Source organism: Peribacillus glennii (assembly GCF_003429105.1).
GTDB classification, from domain to species: Bacteria; Bacillota; Bacilli; order Bacillales; family DSM-1321; genus Peribacillus; species Peribacillus glennii.
This window is the reverse complement of record NZ_QVTD01000011.1, coordinates 57,606-75,658: the sequence shown is the minus strand read 5'-3', so window position 1 is coordinate 75,658 and position 18,053 is coordinate 57,606. Positions and strand designations below refer to the sequence as shown.

Annotated in this window: 23 protein-coding genes; 3 read left to right on the top strand and 20 right to left on the bottom strand. The window is 41.8% G+C overall.

Annotated elements, in window-relative coordinates; translation table 11 throughout:
• Positions 1-24 precede the first annotated feature (24 nt).
• Positions 25-1,068, top strand: a complete 1,044-nt coding sequence (locus D0466_RS15770; RefSeq protein ID WP_117323502.1) for a ribonucleotide-diphosphate reductase subunit beta — start codon at positions 25-27, stop codon at positions 1,066-1,068.
• Between the two features lie 175 nt (positions 1,069-1,243).
• Here D0466_RS15770 and crcB (D0466_RS15765) read toward each other — a convergent pair whose 3' ends face one another.
• From crcB (D0466_RS15765) to modA, 6 genes are all read right to left on the bottom strand, one after another.
• A complete protein-coding gene (gene crcB, locus D0466_RS15765; protein ID WP_117323501.1) occupies positions 1,244-1,615 on the bottom strand; it encodes a fluoride efflux transporter CrcB in 372 nt (123 codons plus the stop codon).
• The gene (gene crcB, locus D0466_RS15760; RefSeq protein ID WP_233522673.1) at positions 1,612-1,992 is read right to left on the bottom strand and encodes a fluoride efflux transporter CrcB; all 381 of its coding nucleotides are present in this window, start codon (positions 1,990-1,992) and stop codon (positions 1,612-1,614) included. The genes crcB (D0466_RS15765) and crcB (D0466_RS15760) overlap by 4 nt, the downstream gene beginning before the upstream one ends.
• A gap of 117 nt (positions 1,993-2,109) precedes the next feature.
• A complete protein-coding gene (locus D0466_RS15755) occupies positions 2,110-2,307 on the bottom strand; it encodes a cold-shock protein (protein WP_101633732.1) in 198 nt (65 codons plus the stop codon).
• A 202-nt stretch (positions 2,308-2,509) separates the two neighbouring features.
• A complete protein-coding gene (locus tag D0466_RS15750; protein WP_117323500.1) occupies positions 2,510-2,989 on the bottom strand; it encodes a hypothetical protein in 480 nt (159 codons plus the stop codon).
• A gap of 61 nt (positions 2,990-3,050) precedes the next feature.
• On the bottom strand, positions 3,051-3,707 hold the full coding sequence (modB, locus tag D0466_RS15745) for a molybdate ABC transporter permease subunit (RefSeq protein WP_117323499.1): 657 nt from the start codon (positions 3,705-3,707) through the stop codon (positions 3,051-3,053).
• A gap of 3 nt (positions 3,708-3,710) precedes the next feature.
• Positions 3,711-4,484, bottom strand: coding sequence for a molybdate ABC transporter substrate-binding protein (gene modA, locus D0466_RS15740; RefSeq protein ID WP_117323498.1), 774 nt, complete (start codon positions 4,482-4,484; stop codon positions 3,711-3,713).
• A gap of 217 nt (positions 4,485-4,701) precedes the next feature.
• Between modA and spx the strand changes: the two genes are divergently transcribed.
• Positions 4,702-5,097 (top strand): transcriptional regulator Spx, encoded by a 396-nt coding sequence (gene spx, locus D0466_RS15735; RefSeq protein ID WP_117323497.1) that lies wholly within the window; start codon positions 4,702-4,704, stop codon positions 5,095-5,097.
• Positions 5,098-5,162: 65 nt separating this feature from the next.
• Here the strand turns inward: spx and D0466_RS15730 are convergent, their stop codons facing one another.
• The 3 genes from D0466_RS15730 to D0466_RS15715 all read right to left on the bottom strand — a co-directional run bounded on the left by D0466_RS15730 (position 5,163) and on the right by D0466_RS15715 (position 8,633).
• Positions 5,163-6,491, bottom strand: a complete 1,329-nt coding sequence (locus D0466_RS15730; RefSeq protein ID WP_233522672.1) for a HAMP domain-containing sensor histidine kinase — start codon at positions 6,489-6,491, stop codon at positions 5,163-5,165.
• Between the two features lie 85 nt (positions 6,492-6,576).
• Positions 6,577-7,263 (bottom strand): response regulator transcription factor, encoded by a 687-nt coding sequence (locus D0466_RS15725; protein WP_117323495.1) that lies wholly within the window; start codon positions 7,261-7,263, stop codon positions 6,577-6,579.
• A gap of 446 nt (positions 7,264-7,709) precedes the next feature.
• Complete coding sequence (locus D0466_RS15715; protein WP_117323493.1) at positions 7,710-8,633, bottom strand: cation diffusion facilitator family transporter; 924 nt, start codon at positions 8,631-8,633, stop codon at positions 7,710-7,712.
• 241 nt (positions 8,634-8,874) lie between these two features.
• Here D0466_RS15715 and D0466_RS15710 point away from each other — a divergent pair, with 241 nt between their 5' ends.
• Complete coding sequence (locus D0466_RS15710; RefSeq protein WP_117323636.1) at positions 8,875-9,342, top strand: DUF2243 domain-containing protein; 468 nt, start codon at positions 8,875-8,877, stop codon at positions 9,340-9,342.
• Between the two features lie 208 nt (positions 9,343-9,550).
• Here the strand turns inward: D0466_RS15710 and D0466_RS15705 are convergent, their stop codons facing one another.
• From D0466_RS15705 to D0466_RS15655, 11 genes are all read right to left on the bottom strand, one after another.
• Entirely contained in the window at positions 9,551-9,730 is a 180-nt protein-coding gene (locus D0466_RS15705) for a hypothetical protein (RefSeq protein ID WP_117323492.1), read from the bottom strand.
• A gap of 140 nt (positions 9,731-9,870) precedes the next feature.
• Complete coding sequence (locus D0466_RS15700) at positions 9,871-10,947, bottom strand: copper resistance D family protein (protein ID WP_117323491.1); 1,077 nt, start codon at positions 10,945-10,947, stop codon at positions 9,871-9,873.
• Positions 10,948-10,950: 3 nt separating this feature from the next.
• Complete coding sequence (locus D0466_RS15695) at positions 10,951-11,508, bottom strand: copper resistance CopC family protein (protein WP_117323490.1); 558 nt, start codon at positions 11,506-11,508, stop codon at positions 10,951-10,953.
• Positions 11,509-11,693: 185 nt separating this feature from the next.
• The gene (locus tag D0466_RS23370) at positions 11,694-11,948 is read right to left on the bottom strand and encodes an NlpC/P60 family protein (protein ID WP_142919938.1); all 255 of its coding nucleotides are present in this window, start codon (positions 11,946-11,948) and stop codon (positions 11,694-11,696) included.
• A 21-nt stretch (positions 11,949-11,969) separates the two neighbouring features.
• Complete coding sequence (locus D0466_RS15685; RefSeq protein WP_117323488.1) at positions 11,970-12,548, bottom strand: 5' nucleotidase, NT5C type; 579 nt, start codon at positions 12,546-12,548, stop codon at positions 11,970-11,972.
• A 3-nt stretch (positions 12,549-12,551) separates the two neighbouring features.
• Positions 12,552-13,664, bottom strand: coding sequence for a bifunctional diaminohydroxyphosphoribosylaminopyrimidine deaminase/5-amino-6-(5-phosphoribosylamino)uracil reductase RibD (gene ribD / locus D0466_RS15680; RefSeq protein WP_117323487.1), 1,113 nt, complete (start codon positions 13,662-13,664; stop codon positions 12,552-12,554).
• Positions 13,657-14,412: a GTP cyclohydrolase II gene (locus D0466_RS15675; protein ID WP_117323486.1), complete on the bottom strand. Its 756-nt coding sequence runs from the start codon at positions 14,410-14,412 to the stop codon at positions 13,657-13,659. Before D0466_RS15675 ends, ribD begins: the two co-directional genes overlap by 8 nt.
• 859 nt (positions 14,413-15,271) lie before the next feature.
• Positions 15,272-15,694, bottom strand: coding sequence for an arsenate reductase (thioredoxin) (gene arsC / locus D0466_RS15670; protein ID WP_117323485.1), 423 nt, complete (start codon positions 15,692-15,694; stop codon positions 15,272-15,274).
• Between the two features lie 35 nt (positions 15,695-15,729).
• Positions 15,730-17,028, bottom strand: coding sequence for an arsenic transporter (locus tag D0466_RS15665; protein ID WP_117323484.1), 1,299 nt, complete (start codon positions 17,026-17,028; stop codon positions 15,730-15,732).
• Between the two features lie 17 nt (positions 17,029-17,045).
• Entirely contained in the window at positions 17,046-17,393 is a 348-nt protein-coding gene (locus D0466_RS15660; protein WP_117323483.1) for an ArsR/SmtB family transcription factor, read from the bottom strand.
• Between the two features lie 225 nt (positions 17,394-17,618).
• Positions 17,619-18,032 (bottom strand): ArsI/CadI family heavy metal resistance metalloenzyme, encoded by a 414-nt coding sequence (locus D0466_RS15655; protein WP_117323635.1) that lies wholly within the window; start codon positions 18,030-18,032, stop codon positions 17,619-17,621.
• Between the last annotated feature and the right edge of the window lie 21 nt (positions 18,033-18,053).

Sequence of the window (18,053 nt, the reverse complement as noted above, 5' to 3'; positions counted from 1 at the left end):
AAACATCATTAAGAGGTGAAGATTTTGTCTGCAAATCTAAAAAAAAGAAAAATGATGGATACCGCTGCCCCAAACCGTTCTACAGCAATCATTAACGGAAGCTGTTCCAATATTCTGAATTGGGACGATGTCGCATTTTCATGGGCCTATCCTAAATACAAAAAAATGCTTGCTAATTTTTGGACTCCCTTTGAAATCAACATGTCCCAGGATATAAAACAGTTCCCGATGCTATCTGAAACCGAAAGGGATGCATTCCTGAAAATCATTGGCCTGCTTGCACTGCTCGACAGCATCCAGACCGATTTTGCCGGCAAGGCTGCCGATTATTTGACAGATTCCAGCCTGAACGCACTAATGATCATGCTGGCGCAACAGGAAGTCATCCATAATCATTCCTATTCTTATGTATTATCCAGTCTCGTGCCAAAGCAAGAACAAGAGGAGGTATTTGAATTCTGGCGTAACGAACCTGCGCTTATAGCAAGAAATGAGTTTGTGACGAACGGTTACAAAGATTTTGCCGAAAATCCTAGCGTAGAAAACTTTCTGAAATCGATTTGTTTTGATGTGATTCTGGAAGGCCTGTTCTTTTACTCAGGGTTCGCTTTCTTCTACAACTTGGCACGAAACCAAAAAATGGTTGCCTCTTCGACCATGATTAACTATATTAACAGGGATGAGCAAATCCATGTCGACCTTTTTGTTAAAATCTTTAAAGAGGTGCTCACTCAGTATCCCGAATATCACACCTTGCAGCTGGAACAATTCGTTCGGGAAACTTTCAGGAAGGCTGCTGATTTAGAAATTGAATGGGGCCGCTACATTATCGGAAACAAGATTGATGGTATCACGATGGGTGAACTTGAAGCCTATATAAAATTTTATGCGAATGTCCGCTGTAATCAACTGGGCTTCGGCCGACCTTTTGAAGGGTACCGCGAAAATCCGATGCGCTGGATTATCGCCTATGAAGATGTTGACCTGGGGAAGTCAGATTTCTTCGAACAGAAATCTCGGCAATATACAAAGGTGAACCATGTCGATAACGGCTTTGATGATTTGTAAACAGCAAATTTAGAAAAGTCGCCGATTGGCGAGCCGATAAAGTCAAACGCAGAGGTGCAGGCAGGACCAAAGGATGAGGACACAGGCGCTTTTGTGTTCTGCATTATAAGAAATTTTTATACTTTATTATCAGCCAAAAAAGGATAGCTTTTCTTTTACTATCCATTTTTGGCTTCTAGCCGATCAGTTTCACAACCAGGAAATAACCTGCCCCCGCAGCCAAAATCCCTATAAGTACGGAGGATATTAAATAACTCATTGCAAGCCTGTACTTACTCTTTTCAATTAATGCCATATTTTCTGTGCTAAAAGTGGAAAAAGTGGTATAGGCACCACAGAACCCGATACCAAGCAAAAACCATATCCATTGCGGCAAATAATGGAAAACATACAGCCCAGTGAGCACCCCCAGCAAAAGTGATCCAGTGATATTGACGAGCCATGTACCTATAGGAAAATCCCTTTTCCCCCTGGAGTTAATGAAGGCACCTAAAAAATATCTGGCAGCTGCGCCAATCGCTCCCCCTGCCCCAATTAACCAAATCATTCAGACTCACCTCCCCTTATAAAAATGGAGTCAGCCAGTGCTTTACCCGCAATCGCAAAACATAGTCCAAGCAGGATACTCAATAGCACATAGATAGCAGCCCATAAAAAATGTCCATCGTCTAAAAGGATGACTGTTTCCACTGAAAAAGCGGAAAACGTTGTAAAAGAGCCGGTAAAGCCGGTTCCCAAAAATAAAACGACCCGTTCATTAATTTGTACTTTCCTGGATGCATATGTTAATAGCCATCCGAGAAAAAAGCAGCCAAGCAGGTTAATAAGCAGCGTACCAAATGGAACACGCGCATCCAGATGCCCCCTCGCCCATTCTCCGGCATAGAAACGGCATATACTTCCAATAAATCCACCCAGCATCATTAAAATAATATTGATGAAAACACCCCCGCTTAATTGCTGCAATACGCATTATGTAAATGAGAAGGAAATGAACGCAATAAAAAAAGACCCCGAGAGGAGTCTTTTTAACCGTTCAAATTACTTTTGAACGTTAGCAGCTTGTGGTCCGCGAGCGCCTTGCTCGATTTCGAAAGTAACTTCTTGACCTTCTTCAAGAGTTTTGAATCCGTCGCCTTGAATAGCAGAGAAGTGTACGAATACGTCGTCTTGACCTTCTACTTCGATGAAACCGAAACCTTTTTCAGCGTTAAACCATTTAACTTTACCTTGAACCATGTATAGTTCCTCCTGTTTGGAAAAAAATCCTTTTTATTACTATTCTTGATTTAGGATAATGTCTCAAGAGGAAACCTTAGGTGGATCGCTCTTTCAAACTTATTCCGCACAAAAATAATTGTCTTTAGTATAACATGATTTATTTAAAAAAAACAATAAAACCCCTAAAAAATTTACCGACAAGTTTTACCACTATTCTACATTATTTTTTCCGGAACCCTTCCTCTTTCAAATAGCGCTTCGCTTCTACTGGTGATTCAAAGCACTCCTCAAGGTTTATTCCGGAATATACGTTCCAAAGCAAATCCTCATTGGCTACGGTAAGCTCCTGTTTACCCGGTCCGACCCATTTGCCCTCTAGTTCTTGGTAAGCAGTTGCTTCCCCGCCTGCTTCCGACACGGAGGGGACAGACAGATAGGAAATGCTATCCTTCACTATTCGTCGAAGTTCGCTTTCAGAGTATTCCCTGATATTAACGAACCACTTGTTGTCTCTTTCCTTTTTAGGCAAATGGCCTGCGTAAACAAACCCATTCCCATTGGGATGCAAATGCTGGACTACAAGCTTTTTTTCGTGAACGCTCCCTTCAAAATGAAAATTCACCCTTCCAAGAGAAACGTCTTTTCGTTCAAGTTCCGGGAATGATTCAATAATTTTTAGTTTTTCTTCAAAAGTCAGCACAAAAAGCCCTCTTTTCTTTGTACAATTTTTTGGAAAGGAATATAAAGTACAGCTGCCGAATTTAATCTCTTATAAAATGCACCAGCATCAGCATGGCAAAGGAGATGACAATCATCGTTCCGACCCACATCCAGGCCATTTCCATGTTTCCTGAATCCATGGCAACATAAATCGCTGTAGGTATCGTTTGCGTTTTGCCGGGTATATTGCCCGCAAACATCAAGGTGGCCCCGAATTCCCCAAGTGCTCTCGCAAAGCTAAGGATCGCCCCGGCAACGATCGATTTTACTGCCAAAGGAATAGTTACTCCTGTAAAAACCTTCCATTCATCCGCTCCATCTACTCTCGCCGCGTTCTCAATATCGCTGTCAATCTCTTCAAAACCGGTTTTTGCAGATTGATACATTAAAGGAAAAGCGACCACGACCGACGCAATGACAGCCGCCCACCACGTAAACATGACAGGCTGCTGGAACACCCATTCAATACCGCGGCCCACCGGACTGTTTTTTCCAAAAATCACGATCAACAAAAAACCTACGACTGATGGGGGCAGGACGAGCGGCAAGATAAACAGCGTCTCAAGAATTAATCTCCCCCTAAATTTCTTCCGTGCCAGCAGCCGTGCTGCGAGCGTACCAAAAATGAAAACGATGATTCCGGAAAGGATTGCCACCCTGACCGATAAACTCACCGGCGGCCAAAAATCTTCTGCCATTCCTTAATCCAAGCCTTTGAATCCGAATTTTTTAAAGATATCCATTGCTTTTTCTCCTTGCAAATAATCATAGAACCGTTCGCTATCCTTCGGGTGCTTAGTATTTTTTAGTATACCCATCGGATAGATGATTGCCGAGTGGCTGCCGTGCGGGGCCTCTGAAGCAATTTCAGTGTTTTTGGAATGTTTTGCATCAGTCCGGTAAACGATGCCGGCATCAACATTTCCTGATTCGACGTAGGTCAAAGCCTGCCTTACATCCTTCGCAAAAATTATTTTCGGCTCTACCTTGTTCCAAAGCCCCATTGATTTTAATGCTTCATGGGCATATTCCCCCGCAGGTACAACTTCTGGCGTACCAATTGCAATTTTTGAAGCGTTGCCGAGCCCATCAAAGGAATGTATGTCTAGATTCGATTGCTTTGGGACAATCAGGACAATCTCATTCCCTAATAAATTGCGCCTAGTTTCTATTATGTCATCCTTCACCAACAAGTCGAATTTGTCTTCCGTGGCTGAAAAAAACAAATCCACCGGCGCCCCCTGGATGATTTGCTGCTGCAAAGTCCCCGAAGCCCCGAAATTAAAGTGAATATTGATGTGTTTATTTTCTTTTTCAAACTCATCCCTGATTTCTTCCAGGGCAGCCTTTAAACTGACGGCTGCGGAAACAGTGAGTTCGATATTTTTTTTCCCCCCATCCTGTTTCGCAGCGTTACATCCGCTGATGACAGTAAAGAGCAGCAGTGCACATAATAGCATGTGAAACCTTTTCATTAACGCACTTCCTTTTTTCATTCCACTGGAATTTGTACAACCTGATTATACACATTGACATACCCTGGAAAAATGAAAATGTCTAGAAAAAAATACTTTCCTGACATTTAGCTGACACATTTTAAAGATAAAGTAAGAGTATCACAAATAACAAATATAAATAACAAACTGAAGACCCCAATATAATAGAATTTTAAATCTAAAGGAGTCGATTCTATTGGTTACCATTTATACAACTCCCAGCAGCCTCGCTTGCAGAAAAGCAAAAGCATGGCTTCAAAAAAACAATATTCCATACAACGAAAGAAATATATATGCACAGCCTCTGTCAGTGGACGAAATTAAGGAGATACTTAGGAAAACAGAAGGCGGAACAGATGAAATCATTTCGACACGCTCCAAGAAATTTAAAAACCTGAAACTTGATATCAATAACACACCTCTAAATGAGCTATGCAAAATCATCCAGGAAAATCCGGACCTGCTGCGACGCCCCATTGTGTTTGACCATAAGAATTTACATGCCGGTTATAACGAAGAGGAAATGGGCCGCTTCCTTCCTAGAAAGGTCCGTAATATTCAATTATGGAGAGCAATCAGCCTGATCAATTAAATTTACTTAAAAGGTTGTCCCAATGTAATGGGACAACCTTTTGTTGTATTTTATAGTAATAGATCTTACACTTCAGGCTGGTGGACCAAAGATAGGGAAAAGGTGGTCCCTGCATCGCTGCTTTCCTTAAGAACAAGATCGCCTCTTTGCGCTTTTGCCAGCATTCTGCTAAAAGGAAGCCCCAGCCCGAGCCCTCGGACTTTCAGCTTTTTCTTCTCTCCCCGGTAAAATGGTTCAAAAATATAATCTTTTTCCTCAGGCGATATCCCTTTTCCGTGATCTTTAACATCAATATTAATACGATTGTTATCGCTTTTGTATAGCGAGATTTCGATTCTTCTATCCTCGGCCAGAGCCTGTTTCGCATTATTCAATAAATTGATGAGTATTTCCTGAAGCCGCAATGAATCTACCATTCCAAAAAGGAACTTCTCAGGTACCTTCACATTTAATTCAAAATTCTGATCCTCCTGGGTTACCTTCCATTGATACGCGATTTCTTTAATTAGTTCATTTAAATTTTCCTGCTTCACCTTGATTGTAAAGGCTCCCGATGAAATCGCATTGAAATCCAGAAGATCTTCAATCATTCTTTGGAGCCTTTTTATTTCCTTCAACGATATATCCAGGAATTCCTTGCTTTCTTCCCCTGTTACCACATCATCCTTAACAGCTTGTACGAGCCCGCTGATGGAGGTAACAGGCGTCTTTAAATCATGGGTTACACCCGCGAACAGTTGTGCCCTTAGCTTCTCCAGCTGTGTCAACCGGTTCGTCATCTGCTTAAATGATTGTACTAGTTCATAAATTTCTTCCTCCCGGGCATCTTCGTGCAAGTCGATGTCATAATTCCCTTCCCTGATCTGGGCGGCAGCCTTGGCCACCTTTTGAATAGGCCTGGAGATTCTCCGTGATAATACATAGATAACCGCAAGCCCAAGAATCCCGAGCCCGATGAGCATGATCGCAAGAATTCCATGGTCCTGATCAACCTCTTTTAACGAACTTTCATCTTGAATAATGAAAACCCAGCCGTACCGTTTTTCTGAATAATCAATCGGTGACTTTACAACGAATACTTTATTTCCATCATTCAATTTCACCTTTTGGATGCTGTTTTTACTTTGAAGGATGGATTTCTGGATCTGGTCCTCTCCTTCTTTTATATAAATTTGCGGGTTCGTAAAAATTATCTGGCCGTCGGGATCCGTAATATAAATGATTGGCTCCTTGTTCAGATGCAGAATTTTTTCCCGCTCATTGATAATCCCGGATAAAATCGGTCCGATGACAACATTCCCATTATCCTTGATGGCCCTGTCAGCTGTCTCATCCGCTAAATATTTCAATAAATTAAGACGATATTCGAGGGCGGTCTGCTGCATCCACCACATCGAGAAGACCCCCAGGAATATTAGCCCGACAAAAAGGGTCAGTACATATCGTGTTGTCCAATATCTTAGTAGTGTCGTTCGCTTTTTAGATCTCATTAACACACAACTGATACCCCAATCCCCGTAGAGTTTTGATTTCCCCGTCAGTGGCAGGCCAGTTTTCAAGCGCTTTGCGAATGCGTTTAATGGCAAGGTCCACCGCACGGTCACTGCCGTCATAATCCATTCCCCATACCTGCTCGATTAACTGTTCCCTTGTGAAAATTTGGTTGGGATTTTTGGCAAAAAAGACAAAAAGTGATAAATCCCTTGGCGTCAAACTGACTTCGTTTCCGTTCACCTGGATACTGTAAGAATCCAGATCTACCGTCAAGCTGCCAAACCGCCTTACATTGTCCTCAGCAAGAATCCCCGGAGAGCGCCTTAACACAGCATGCACACGCGCAACCACTTCCTCGGCCACAAAGGGCTTCGAAATATAATCATCTGCACCGGTCTTGAACCCTGCTAATTTATAATCGATATCCCCAAGTGCAGTCAGCATAATGACCGGGCATGTCCCTTTTTGCCGGATTTCTTTCAATATTTCCCATCCATCTTTTCCTGGGAGCATCACGTCAAGCAGCACAAGATCAGGACTATTATCATTAAAGGCAGCCGAGGCCTCAGCACCATCAAATACTTGAATAACCTGGAAACTTTCCCGCTGCAAGTATGCCTTCAAAACCATCGAAATCGGTTTTTCATCCTCGACGATTAGGATTGTTTTCATAGCCATCCTCCTCTACCGTGCAATATAAACAGTTTAATTAATAAGTCGTAGTCAAATTAGAGTATATCATAGGAATATGTCAGGGAGATGTTAGATAAGGTGTGCCAAAAAAAGGATTAACCATTCATAGAAAGCCATTTCTTTAAATTTTGTGATTTATTAATGTAATCAATAGTCTATTCACATTGATTTGATGCTTTACTATACTAAATCTATTTTATATATGGAGGTATTCATTTGAAAAAGAAGTTTGCCATTCCAATGATTTTATCTGGTTTTCTTCTCGCCACTCCCTTTTCACCAACACAAGTTTCCGCTGTTAGCCAATTGGGGATATTAAAGTGAACCATTCTCCATCTTCCATAACAAATTGGAAGAACGCCCATAATAGGCAGCATGTTTATAGAAAATAAAAAAATCATGGATTTCCCCATGATTTTACCTGGTTAATTACATGAATTATGTGGATTTGGGCAACCATCTTCTTCCCGTTCCACCTGTATCGTACTGTGCTCGATGCCAAATTTATCGTGAAGCAATAATTGCGCTTCAGATAAAACCTGGTCATGGGCTGCCTTCGGACCGATGACAACATGACAGCTAAGTGTCGGGAAGCCTGAAGTGATCGTCCATATGTGCAAATCATGGACACCGGTCACTTTCGGCAAGCCAAGCAGGGATGCCTTTACTTCCTTCATGTCAATTTGATCCGGCACACCCTCCATCAAAATATGGAACGAATCCTTCGTGACCCTCCAGCCGCTTACCACAATCAATACGGCCACAATTACACTGGCGATCGGGTCGGCTATTCCCCAGCCAAAGAAATAGATCAACAGAGCTGCAACAATTGCCCCAACAGAGCCGAGCATATCCCCAATCACATGCAAAAACGCGCTTCTGACATTCAGGTTTTCATCCTTATCGCCCCGCATTAAAATCCAGGCCGCAGCAATGTTAACGAGAAGGCCAATGATGGAAATAGCCAGCATACCCAAACTCTGGACTTCAGGCGGATCAATAAATCTTTGTACCGCTTCGTAAAATATATAAATGGAAATCACAAGCAGCGTAATGCCGTTGATCGATGCCGCGATAATCTCAAATCGCTTATAGCCAAAAGTCTTGGCATTCGTTGCCTTTCGCTCGCCAAGGCTTATCGCTAAATAACTTAACCCGAGTGCGGCGGCGTCACTGAGCATATGGCCTGCATCAGAGATAAGCGCCAGGCTGTTCGTCAAAATTCCCCCTGCCACTTCAATGACCATGAAGAGAGAGATTAATATAAACGCAGAAAGCAGTGCCTTTTTATTGGAAGAATGGTGATGGTGATGACCATCTCCGTGTGAATGTCCATGATGGTGACTCAAGCAGAGCCCTCCCTTGCGTAAACGATAGTAGAAGCTACGAATATAGTATGGAATAATATTTAATTTGTTTCAATATATTTAGCTGTTGACCTGAAATCAAAAAGTAGCATCCCGATGAAAAAATATATCTACCGCCCGGTCTTCGTTCCACCCTTATTCATTAAAAAGGAGATAGGTTTAAACACAAGACATTCCGGCAATAATGTTTGTAAAATTCAAAAAATATATTAGGATGTTGCTAATGAAAAATAACCGTTTGTTTTGGGGTGCGTTTCTATTCGGTGTAGGGATGATTGGAATGCTTGATGGTATCGTGCTTCACCAATTATTACAATGGCATAGTGTCTATATGCCGACTGACCGGCATCATCAGATTATGAGCGATGGTTTTTTCCATTTATTTGTAACCATCATTATTTTCTTTGCCGGAATCTTGCTGTGGCAAAGTAATCCAGCAGAAAACAGGCACAACACCCGCAAGTTTTGGGGAGCTTTTTTATTGGGAGCAGGTATGTTTAACTTTCTTGAAGGCATTATTGATCACCATTTACTCGGGATCCACCATGTGAAACCAGGGCCAAACCAGTTTTTATACGACGTACTTTTTGATATTTCAGGCCTTTTATTGATTTTAGCAGGGTGGCTGTTACACCGCGCCAAGAAACGTTCCTCTTCTATGGAAACTCGAAATGCATTAAACAAAAACTGACAGGCAGTACCATGCCCGTCAGTTTTTGTAGTTCAACTATGAAATACTTGTGGAAAATCTGATATGCATTTTTTGAAATCCTGAATCAATTGATTATTTGATGAAATCCAGTTTTTTCATGAAATTAAAGAGTTAGGATAAATCAAGATAAAGTTGTGAAATCCCAGTTTCATTTGCAAGTTTGGGATCTGGATGAGGAAAGCTCTCTCTAATCCTCCCGTGAAGTGTCATCCACAATAGCCCATAATTCTTTATTGAAAAGTTCGTTGTTGCAGATTAAGCTGTGATTGCCTTCTTGGCCGCCTCCGTTTAGAGTATCATCCGAAGCTTGAGCAGCACCCGCAGCATAGTCCGCTTGCCCATTTACCTGCTTTTCCTGGTCCTTCATAACAATTCCTCCCTTTTTCTTCTATGTTCCCCGATCCCTGCTTATTTAACCTTATTACCAAACATTGAAAAGAAATAAAAAAAAGCCTGCTATAGAATCAACAGACTATTTCTTCACAATTGAGATTTTGGTAAATAACGTTAAGCGACAATGTTAAAAGCCAGCATAAGCGCCATATATATAGCAACGATTAAGCAGCAGGCAAAAACCACCCCTAAAAACGGAAGTTTCCGCCTATGGCTGATGATCATACATAACAGAAATAATATAGAAATGAATAGAAACAAGACTGAGAGGCTAGATGGTGAAAGCCCAGCCTGGAAAGGAGATACTATCTCCTTATTTATTAACAATTCCACCCATCTGGCGGCTCCCTCCGTACTTACTGTTAAGTCTGCCTCATGGGGCGGCGAAAGAGTTCCCATTACCCCGGTGAAGAAAAAGACAATCATTAATACTATCGTTTCAGCCTTAATCCAGGGCCGCAGGTCATAAAAATCCTTTCCTTTTTTAGAAAGAATGCCGTTAATAACTGCAAACACAACCACCGGAATGATGCTTATATGCTTTAGCAATAACATTTGCCCGTAAGGCAGCACCCATGCCTTCATATACGCTTTCGGTTCGACTATCAGAAACATAACAAGCAGGCCGCTAACGATTATCATAACCAGGCAAATCACAGCAAACGGTGTAAACCACCGTAAAAAGCGCCCCCAATTATTGTTATCCGTTGAGAACCATGCAACATTAAGTAGGATGCCTACCCAGCTTGCCGCCACTACAAAGTGAATACTGTGATTTATCAAGCCATACCAAAATGACAAACTAGAGACATGGCTCGCATATCCGATTGCCATGATCATCAGGACTAACCAAAGCGCCTGTAAATACTTTGATCCATGGGCGTATATCGTCAAGTATAAAAATGTAGCCGCAAACCCGATGAAAATCCATGCTTTTCCCACTTGAAAATCTGTCAGGACTGATAATGCTGCTGAACCCAGTCCGATACTTTCTTGAAAGTATAAGATGACTTGGAGAACCGGGAAGAACGTAAAAAATATGATACCAAGAGCAGAAAGCAGTAAAAATGGTACAGGGATAAATACTTCCGGCTTATACTTTGCCGGGACAAATTGAAGCGCAGCATGGCCAACAAGAACCGAAAACAACAAATAAGTGATAAATTCGGCGATAGGGTTAAAAAAACCCATGTCTTAACGCTTCTTTCTTAAAAGCAGCAATAAACCTGCAAGTAAAACAAGCACAAGAATCGACGTTATCACGGTAATAAGCGTGTTTCGAGAATTATTGGATTCTTTGACAGGTGCACTTTTTTCATGCTCTTTGACATCAGGCTGCCTTTCCTCCGTTTCTTCGCTTTTAGATTGTTTGTCAGTTTTTTCTTGGTCATCTACTTCATTGTTTTCCAGCTGAACTTTAAAGGATACTTTACCTGTTATTGGATGCCCGTCCGCTCCAACGATTTTCCACTCTATCACATATGGTCCATTGCTTAACGGTTCCGATAAGATTCCGATCATCTGGTTATCCAGGACCTTGGTTTGTCGCAATGGGATTTCAGTTCCGGCCTTTTTTAGTTTCATCGAACTTAATTTTTCAATTTTTGTTTCATATGTAAGGGTGATTTCTTTTAAATCTTCTGTTACTGCCTGGCCTTCTTTCGGACTGGATGAAGACAGGCCGGTGTGGGCGCTTGTAATGTTAGGTACTAATAAGATAAACATTAGAAGTAAAACTAGTTTCTTCAACATGCTGCTCCCTTCCTTTTGCCAATGAGTGTTCTGTTCAACCTCTTCATAATAACATTATGACCTTTAGTACGCACTTTTTCCTCACGTGCGCAAAAAAATAGAGAGCGAACCGGGGCCGTCCCATTCCAATCAATTATATACGCTTGGCGCCAATATATTTTCGTTTCAATAGAATTGCTTGTATATCAAAGGAAACGACCTTTTGAAGAAGAATGAATCATTTTTCCGGTGCCGATATAAATGGAAACATTTTTCTGTTTTGAAGCTTTGTTAGGTGCAAAGAACATTAAGTCGCCTGCTGCCAGCTTGATTACACGTTTTCCTCTGGTATACATATCACAGGCTGTGCAAGACAATGTTTTGCCTGATTTACTGTACAAATATTTGACAATCCAGAACAGTCGAATCCTTAGTTCAAGTTTATATATCAAAAAAGACATTGCTACCAAAAGAGGCAATGTCTACATCTTTTTGTTACCGCTCTTTAGCGTTTCAGCTATTTCAGACCAATTTATAAACCGGGGGACGCCTAGGTGTTGATTGTACGATTGATCTTTTACAAACAATTGCACAGGTTCATTCGATAGTGTTTCCAGCACCGCCGGTTTATCGTCAAAATAAAAATCCAAATCCAGCTCCCTAATGATGTTTATTTTTTCTTCATCCTTCATTCCGTAGAAGAATCTCCCTTCTTGGACCGGAAAGCCGTTTTCAATCAACCAATTTTTTGTTCGCTCGCCATGCTCCTTAGGCCTTGCGGTTATATAGTATATTTCATGGCCTTGTTCGTCTAATTCCTGCAAGAGTTGTACGGCATCAGGAAAAGCGGGGCAAGACGTATAATAGATTTCTTCCAAGGAACTGTTCCACATGTCTTTCCCTTGTTCATCCGATAACCCGAAAGCCTCGTGGATTTCGACCCGTTTTAGTGTATGGAATACATCAAGGCCAACATTTTGGTTCAAGTTCTTATTGTAGATGTTAAAGGCATGCTCCCTTAGATTAATTAAAGTATCATCTATATCAAAACCAAATTTCATATATTATCCCTCTTGAGACTGATCTGATTTGTAGTTTGGGTAACCAATAAACTTAAAGTCTTTTCCTATGCTTTCCACTGTTACATCCGTAAGTTCAACAGCATCAGCCATTTTATCGATGCCCGCACCTTCAAGGAACGTTGGAGCCGCCGCGCCGCCCGCTAATTTTGGTGCTATATAGATGATCACTTTATCCACCAATCTTTGTTCAATAAGAGAGGCGTTGACGGTGCCGCCGCCTTCAACCAAAACAGATGAGACGGAATGTTTTCCAAGGATCTCCAATACCTCCCGGGAATCCACTTTCACTCCACCCTTTGTTATAAAAACTTTTATCCCTGATTCTTCTAACTTTTCTTTTTTGTCCTTCTGATAGGCTTGACTCGTAAAAATCCACGTATCCGCAAGCTTATCCGTAACCACTTTTGACTCCATGGGAATTTTTAAAGTGGAATCCAGGATTACGCGGATTGGATTGCGACCATTGGGAATTCTGGCGGTGAGCTTAGGATTGTCCTTCAAAACTGTACCTGCCCCGACAAGGATCGCCTGATTTACATTTCTTTCCTTGTGTACATCATATCTCGCCTCTTCAGACGTAATCCATTTGCTGTCTGATGAAGCCGTGGCAATTTTTCCATCCAGTGTGATCCCGGCTTTTACTGTTACAAAGGGCAACTGGCTGACAATGAATTTATTAAACACTTCATTCATTTTCCGGGATTCTTTCTCAAAGATGCCCACAATCACCTCAATGCCAGCCTCTTCCAGGATTTTGACGCCTCTTCCGGACACAAGCGGATTCGGATCCAAGGTAGCAATTACCACTCTTTTTATGCCCGCTTCCACAATGGCCACCGCGCAGGGACCGGTACGGCCGTGATGCGAACATGGCTCTAGCGTGACATAAATGGTTCCACCCCTGGCCTTTTCCCCGGCCATCCTGATTGCATGAATCTCCGCATGCGGCTCCCCTGCCTTTAAGTGCGCGCCGATGCCTACAACCCTGTTATCATTTACAATCACCGATCCGACCAACGGATTAGGATCTGTCTGCCCCTTCATTGCCTGTGCATTCTTTATGGCCAGGTCCATATAAAATTCATGGTTAGTCATGTAAAGGCATCCCTTCCTGTTCCAGGTGGCCGGAGCGGTTTATTTTTGTCTGCAAATATTTTTCATTAAACTCGGAAATGTCACCCCATAAAGGTGTCCTGCCTGATACCAGCATTCCTGCGTTCTCTAGCGCCTGCAGTTTTTTGGGATTATTCGTGATAAGTGTTACAGGTTTTGTTCGCAAGGCTTTAAGCACATGAATGGCATCACTGTAATTCCGTGAGTCGTCAACAAACCCCAAATTGACGTTGGCATCCACCGTATCGTATCCGTTTTCCTGGAGGACATAGGCCATCGCCTTGCTGAATAAACCAATTCCCCTGCCCTCATGGTTTGCCAAATAAAACAATGCCCCTGTTCCATATTCTTTAATCATTTTCATGGATTGCTTCAGCTGGAAACCGCAATCGCATCGCTTGCTCCCGAAAATATCACCTGTATGGCATATCGAATGCATGCGGATCAAGGCATTCTCTCCATGTTCAAAATCCCCGTAAACGAGCACACTGGATTGTTGGTATTCAGCCAGGTTTTCTGAAGAAAGCTTTTCGATTATGCGCTCATAATCCTCTGTTACCTCATCACAATTCAACCAGCAATACCACTTAAAAGTGACCGTCTCTCCATCAAGATTGACCGGCAGCCGGATAGGCCCCACTAAATAGATGGCGCCGGCTTCTCGTTTGATAAGCTGAATTTTATCTTCTAAAACAGATATTATTTCCTTTTGGATTTTTGTATCGTTCATTGTTTTATTCACCTTTTTTGTTTTATTTTGCAATTCAATTGTATTTTTTATTCGATGAAGGTATAACCTGATTCTTACTTACTATATGTAAGTTAGTATAATTATGTAACTTTTAACCGTCAAGATTTTTCTCTTCCTGCCTGAAGAAAGCCGGGAACCTATTTTATCAAGCTCACGCTCAAAAATGCCCACTTTTCTCCATAAAAACTTGACATGATTTTTTTCCTGAATCCATGAACTTTTGATTACTTAGATTTATAGATTTCCCAAATAATTCTGTAATATCATAATTGAAAGAAATTCGAGTAATTCCATCTTATCACGGCACGTTATCGTACCTATGAAAAAAGAGCACCTTTTTTAGGGCTCCTTTTCGTTTTGACTTAGCAGCAATGACCCGTATTTCCTAACAACACTATCCCTTTCTTATCCCCGCTAAGGTCAAGGGTAAGGTCTTGTGTACTTGCTTCAATCATCGGGTCGATCGCAACCTGTATTTCATTTATGGTAAAAATTTTATCATCCGCTTCTGGCTCATCCAGAGCCAGTCCTACTTGGGGCTGTCCTCAGCCATAGCCAGCAAAAAATACACGAATGTTCTTGGCGTTCTGTTCCTGGAACATTTGTATTAATATATCACGCGCCTGATCTGTGATAATCATTGCCCTTCCACCTTTCAAGAAAAGAATTTTTACTTACTTATCCTACTTCTTTTATCTCTGATTTGGAATATATTTATCTATTATTTTTTGTAGCGCCTTGAGCCATACCTCCTGAGGTATCTTTGCACAATCATTCATTCTGTTCCAATTGTCAAATAAATAACTAAGACAATTCTCAATGCCTATTCTGTTATCGTTTATTTACCAGTTGCAGCAAAAGTTTTGATGCGAATCCCTATTTCATCACGGACACGTTGGAAGAAAGCCCACTTCTCTTCTTCTGTTCCTTCCGCTTTTGCAGGGTCATCAAATCCCCAGTGCTCGCGCTTCACGTGCGGTGGAGTAACAGGGCAGTGGTCAGCTGCATGACCGCAAAGCGTAACCAGTAAATCAGCTTTGTTTAGAATCTCTGGATCAATGACATCGGATGTCTGGTTAGAAATATCGATTCCCGCTTCTTTCATTGCTTTCACGGCGTATGGATTGAGCCCGTGCGCCTCAAGTCCAGCACTTTTAACCTCCCACACATCACTATTTAAATGCTGTTTTGCCCATCCTTCTGCCATTTGGCTGCGGCATGAGTTTCCAGTACATAAGAAATAGATTGTTTTTTTAGACATGATTACATTCTCCTTTGTTAGTAGAGTTAGTTAGTTTAACGAACGATAAGTAACCATATATATAATCCGCCTAGCGTGATGAACAGCGTTGGGATGGTTAAGACGATTCCTGTTTTAAAGTAAGTGCCCCATGAGATTTTCACACCTTTTAGGGATAAAACATGCAGCCAAAGCAAGGTAGCAAGTGAACCAATTGGAGTGATTTTTGGACCCAAGTCCGAACCAATCACATTAGCGTAAATCAGCGCTTCCCTTATGACCCCTGAGGTATTGGTATCAGCGATGGCAAGAGCATCGATCATGACAGTGGGCAAATTATTCATGATGGATGAAAGGATGGCTGCGATGAATCCCATCCCGATAGTGGCAGCGAATAATCCTTGATCAGCCGTAACTTGAATTAGGTCTGCCAATACGTTCGTCAATCCAGCATTCCTTAGTCCGTAAACAACGACATACATGCCAATCGAGAAGAACACGATTGCCCATGGCGCTCCTTTTATGACTGATTTGGTATTGACCGCATGGCTTCTTCTTGCCATCAACAAGAAGAATACTGCGACTGCTCCCGCAATAACGGACACTGGGATATTTAAGAACTCGCTAATAAAGTACCCAGCCAATAATACAGCTAATACAATTCCGGACAAACGGAACATCTTGAGATCCTTAATTGCCTCAACCGGCTTCTTTAACTGATCCATATCATATTGCCTTGGGATACTCTTTCTGAAGTACAAATACAATACAAGGATGCTTGCCGCCAATGAAAACAGGTTTGGAACGATCATCCTGGATGCGAATTCAACAAAACCGATGGCAAAAAAGTCGGCAGACACGATGTTCACTAGATTACTTACCACGAGAGGCAATGATGTCGTGTCCGCAATGAAGCCGCTCGCAATGATAAATGGGAAGACCATTTTCTCTTCCAACTTTAAATTCCGAACCATCGCCAACACAATGGGCGTCAAAATGAGAGCCGCTCCATCATTCGCGAACAGAGCGGCGACAAGGGCGCCAAGCATGCTTACATAAACAAACATTTTAATTCCGTTTCCACTTGCTGCTCTTGCCATGTGCAAAGCAGCCCATTCAAAGAAACCGATTTCGTCTAAGATTAAAGAAATAATGATGATGGCGATGAACGCCAAAGTCGCGTTCCACACAATACCCGTAACGGCAATTACATCATTGAAGTCAACAACCCCAACTAGCAACGCAAGTAACGCACCCCCGCAAGCTGACCAGCCGATCGACAACCCCTTCGGTTGCCAAATGACGAGTGTCAGTGTCAGCAAAAAGATGATACTGGCTAAAATAACCGAACCCACTGATGTTCTCCTCCTCGTTAGTCACAACAAACTCGTTTTCCCCGTGCCTCTAATTCATCCACTTTAAAGCGCTGACTCGGTAACTCATTAAGGATGTGTAGAACAAAAGGGTGAAACGGGGAATCGGGATTTAATGAGTAATAAATCCATTGTCCGCCCCTTCGCTCCTTTATGAGTCCGCTGTCTTTTAACTTCCGTACATGCTGGCTAATCGCAGGTTGGCTCATTTCAAATAAATCGACCAACTCGCAAACGCAGCATTCATGTTCCGACATAATTTTCATCATTGATAGACGCGTTTTATCACCAAGAAGTTTCAATAGGCCGGCAGCTGTTTCAATGTCTATATATTGAGTCGTTTGCATAAGGCTCCTCCTAAGAATATTCTTAGATAATTATGTACTTATACATAACAAACAAAATTGTATAAGCATATTGTTATATACACAAGTAAAAAAATTATGTTAAATGAAAAAAGAGACTTATCTCTTATCAGGTAAGCCTCTAAAACCTGCTAATTATATTAAATCAACAGTTTCAGTTTTTTCAGTCTTCGTTGTTTTCTGAGCGGTTGACAACATTTTATAGGTTCAGGTTGTCGAGGCACAGCACGCACCTTTTTCGGACATCTTGCTTTCTGCATCAGTTTTTGTATAAAAGAATTCCCATTCGTTGCCGTTAGGATCGGTAACCCAAAATTTATCTTGAGTGGCATAACAACAGGTTACATCCATTTCTTCATAGGCAAAGAAACCAAGCTGTTCCAACCGTTCCTTGTGTCTGTTTACTTCCTTCGAACTGTCCACCTGGAAGCCGAAATGTCCAACCTGATTACCTGACACCTCATCCTTAACGTTCAATGTGAAATTTAGGCCTGGTTCTTCCAACAAGAACTTAGCGTAATCTGTTTTTACTTTAACCGGGCTTGCACCAAACACTTTTGTGTAAAACTCGATGGACTTCTCCAAATCTGTTACATTTATTCCTACGTGTGCTTTCATGATAACATCCTCCCTATATTTTGT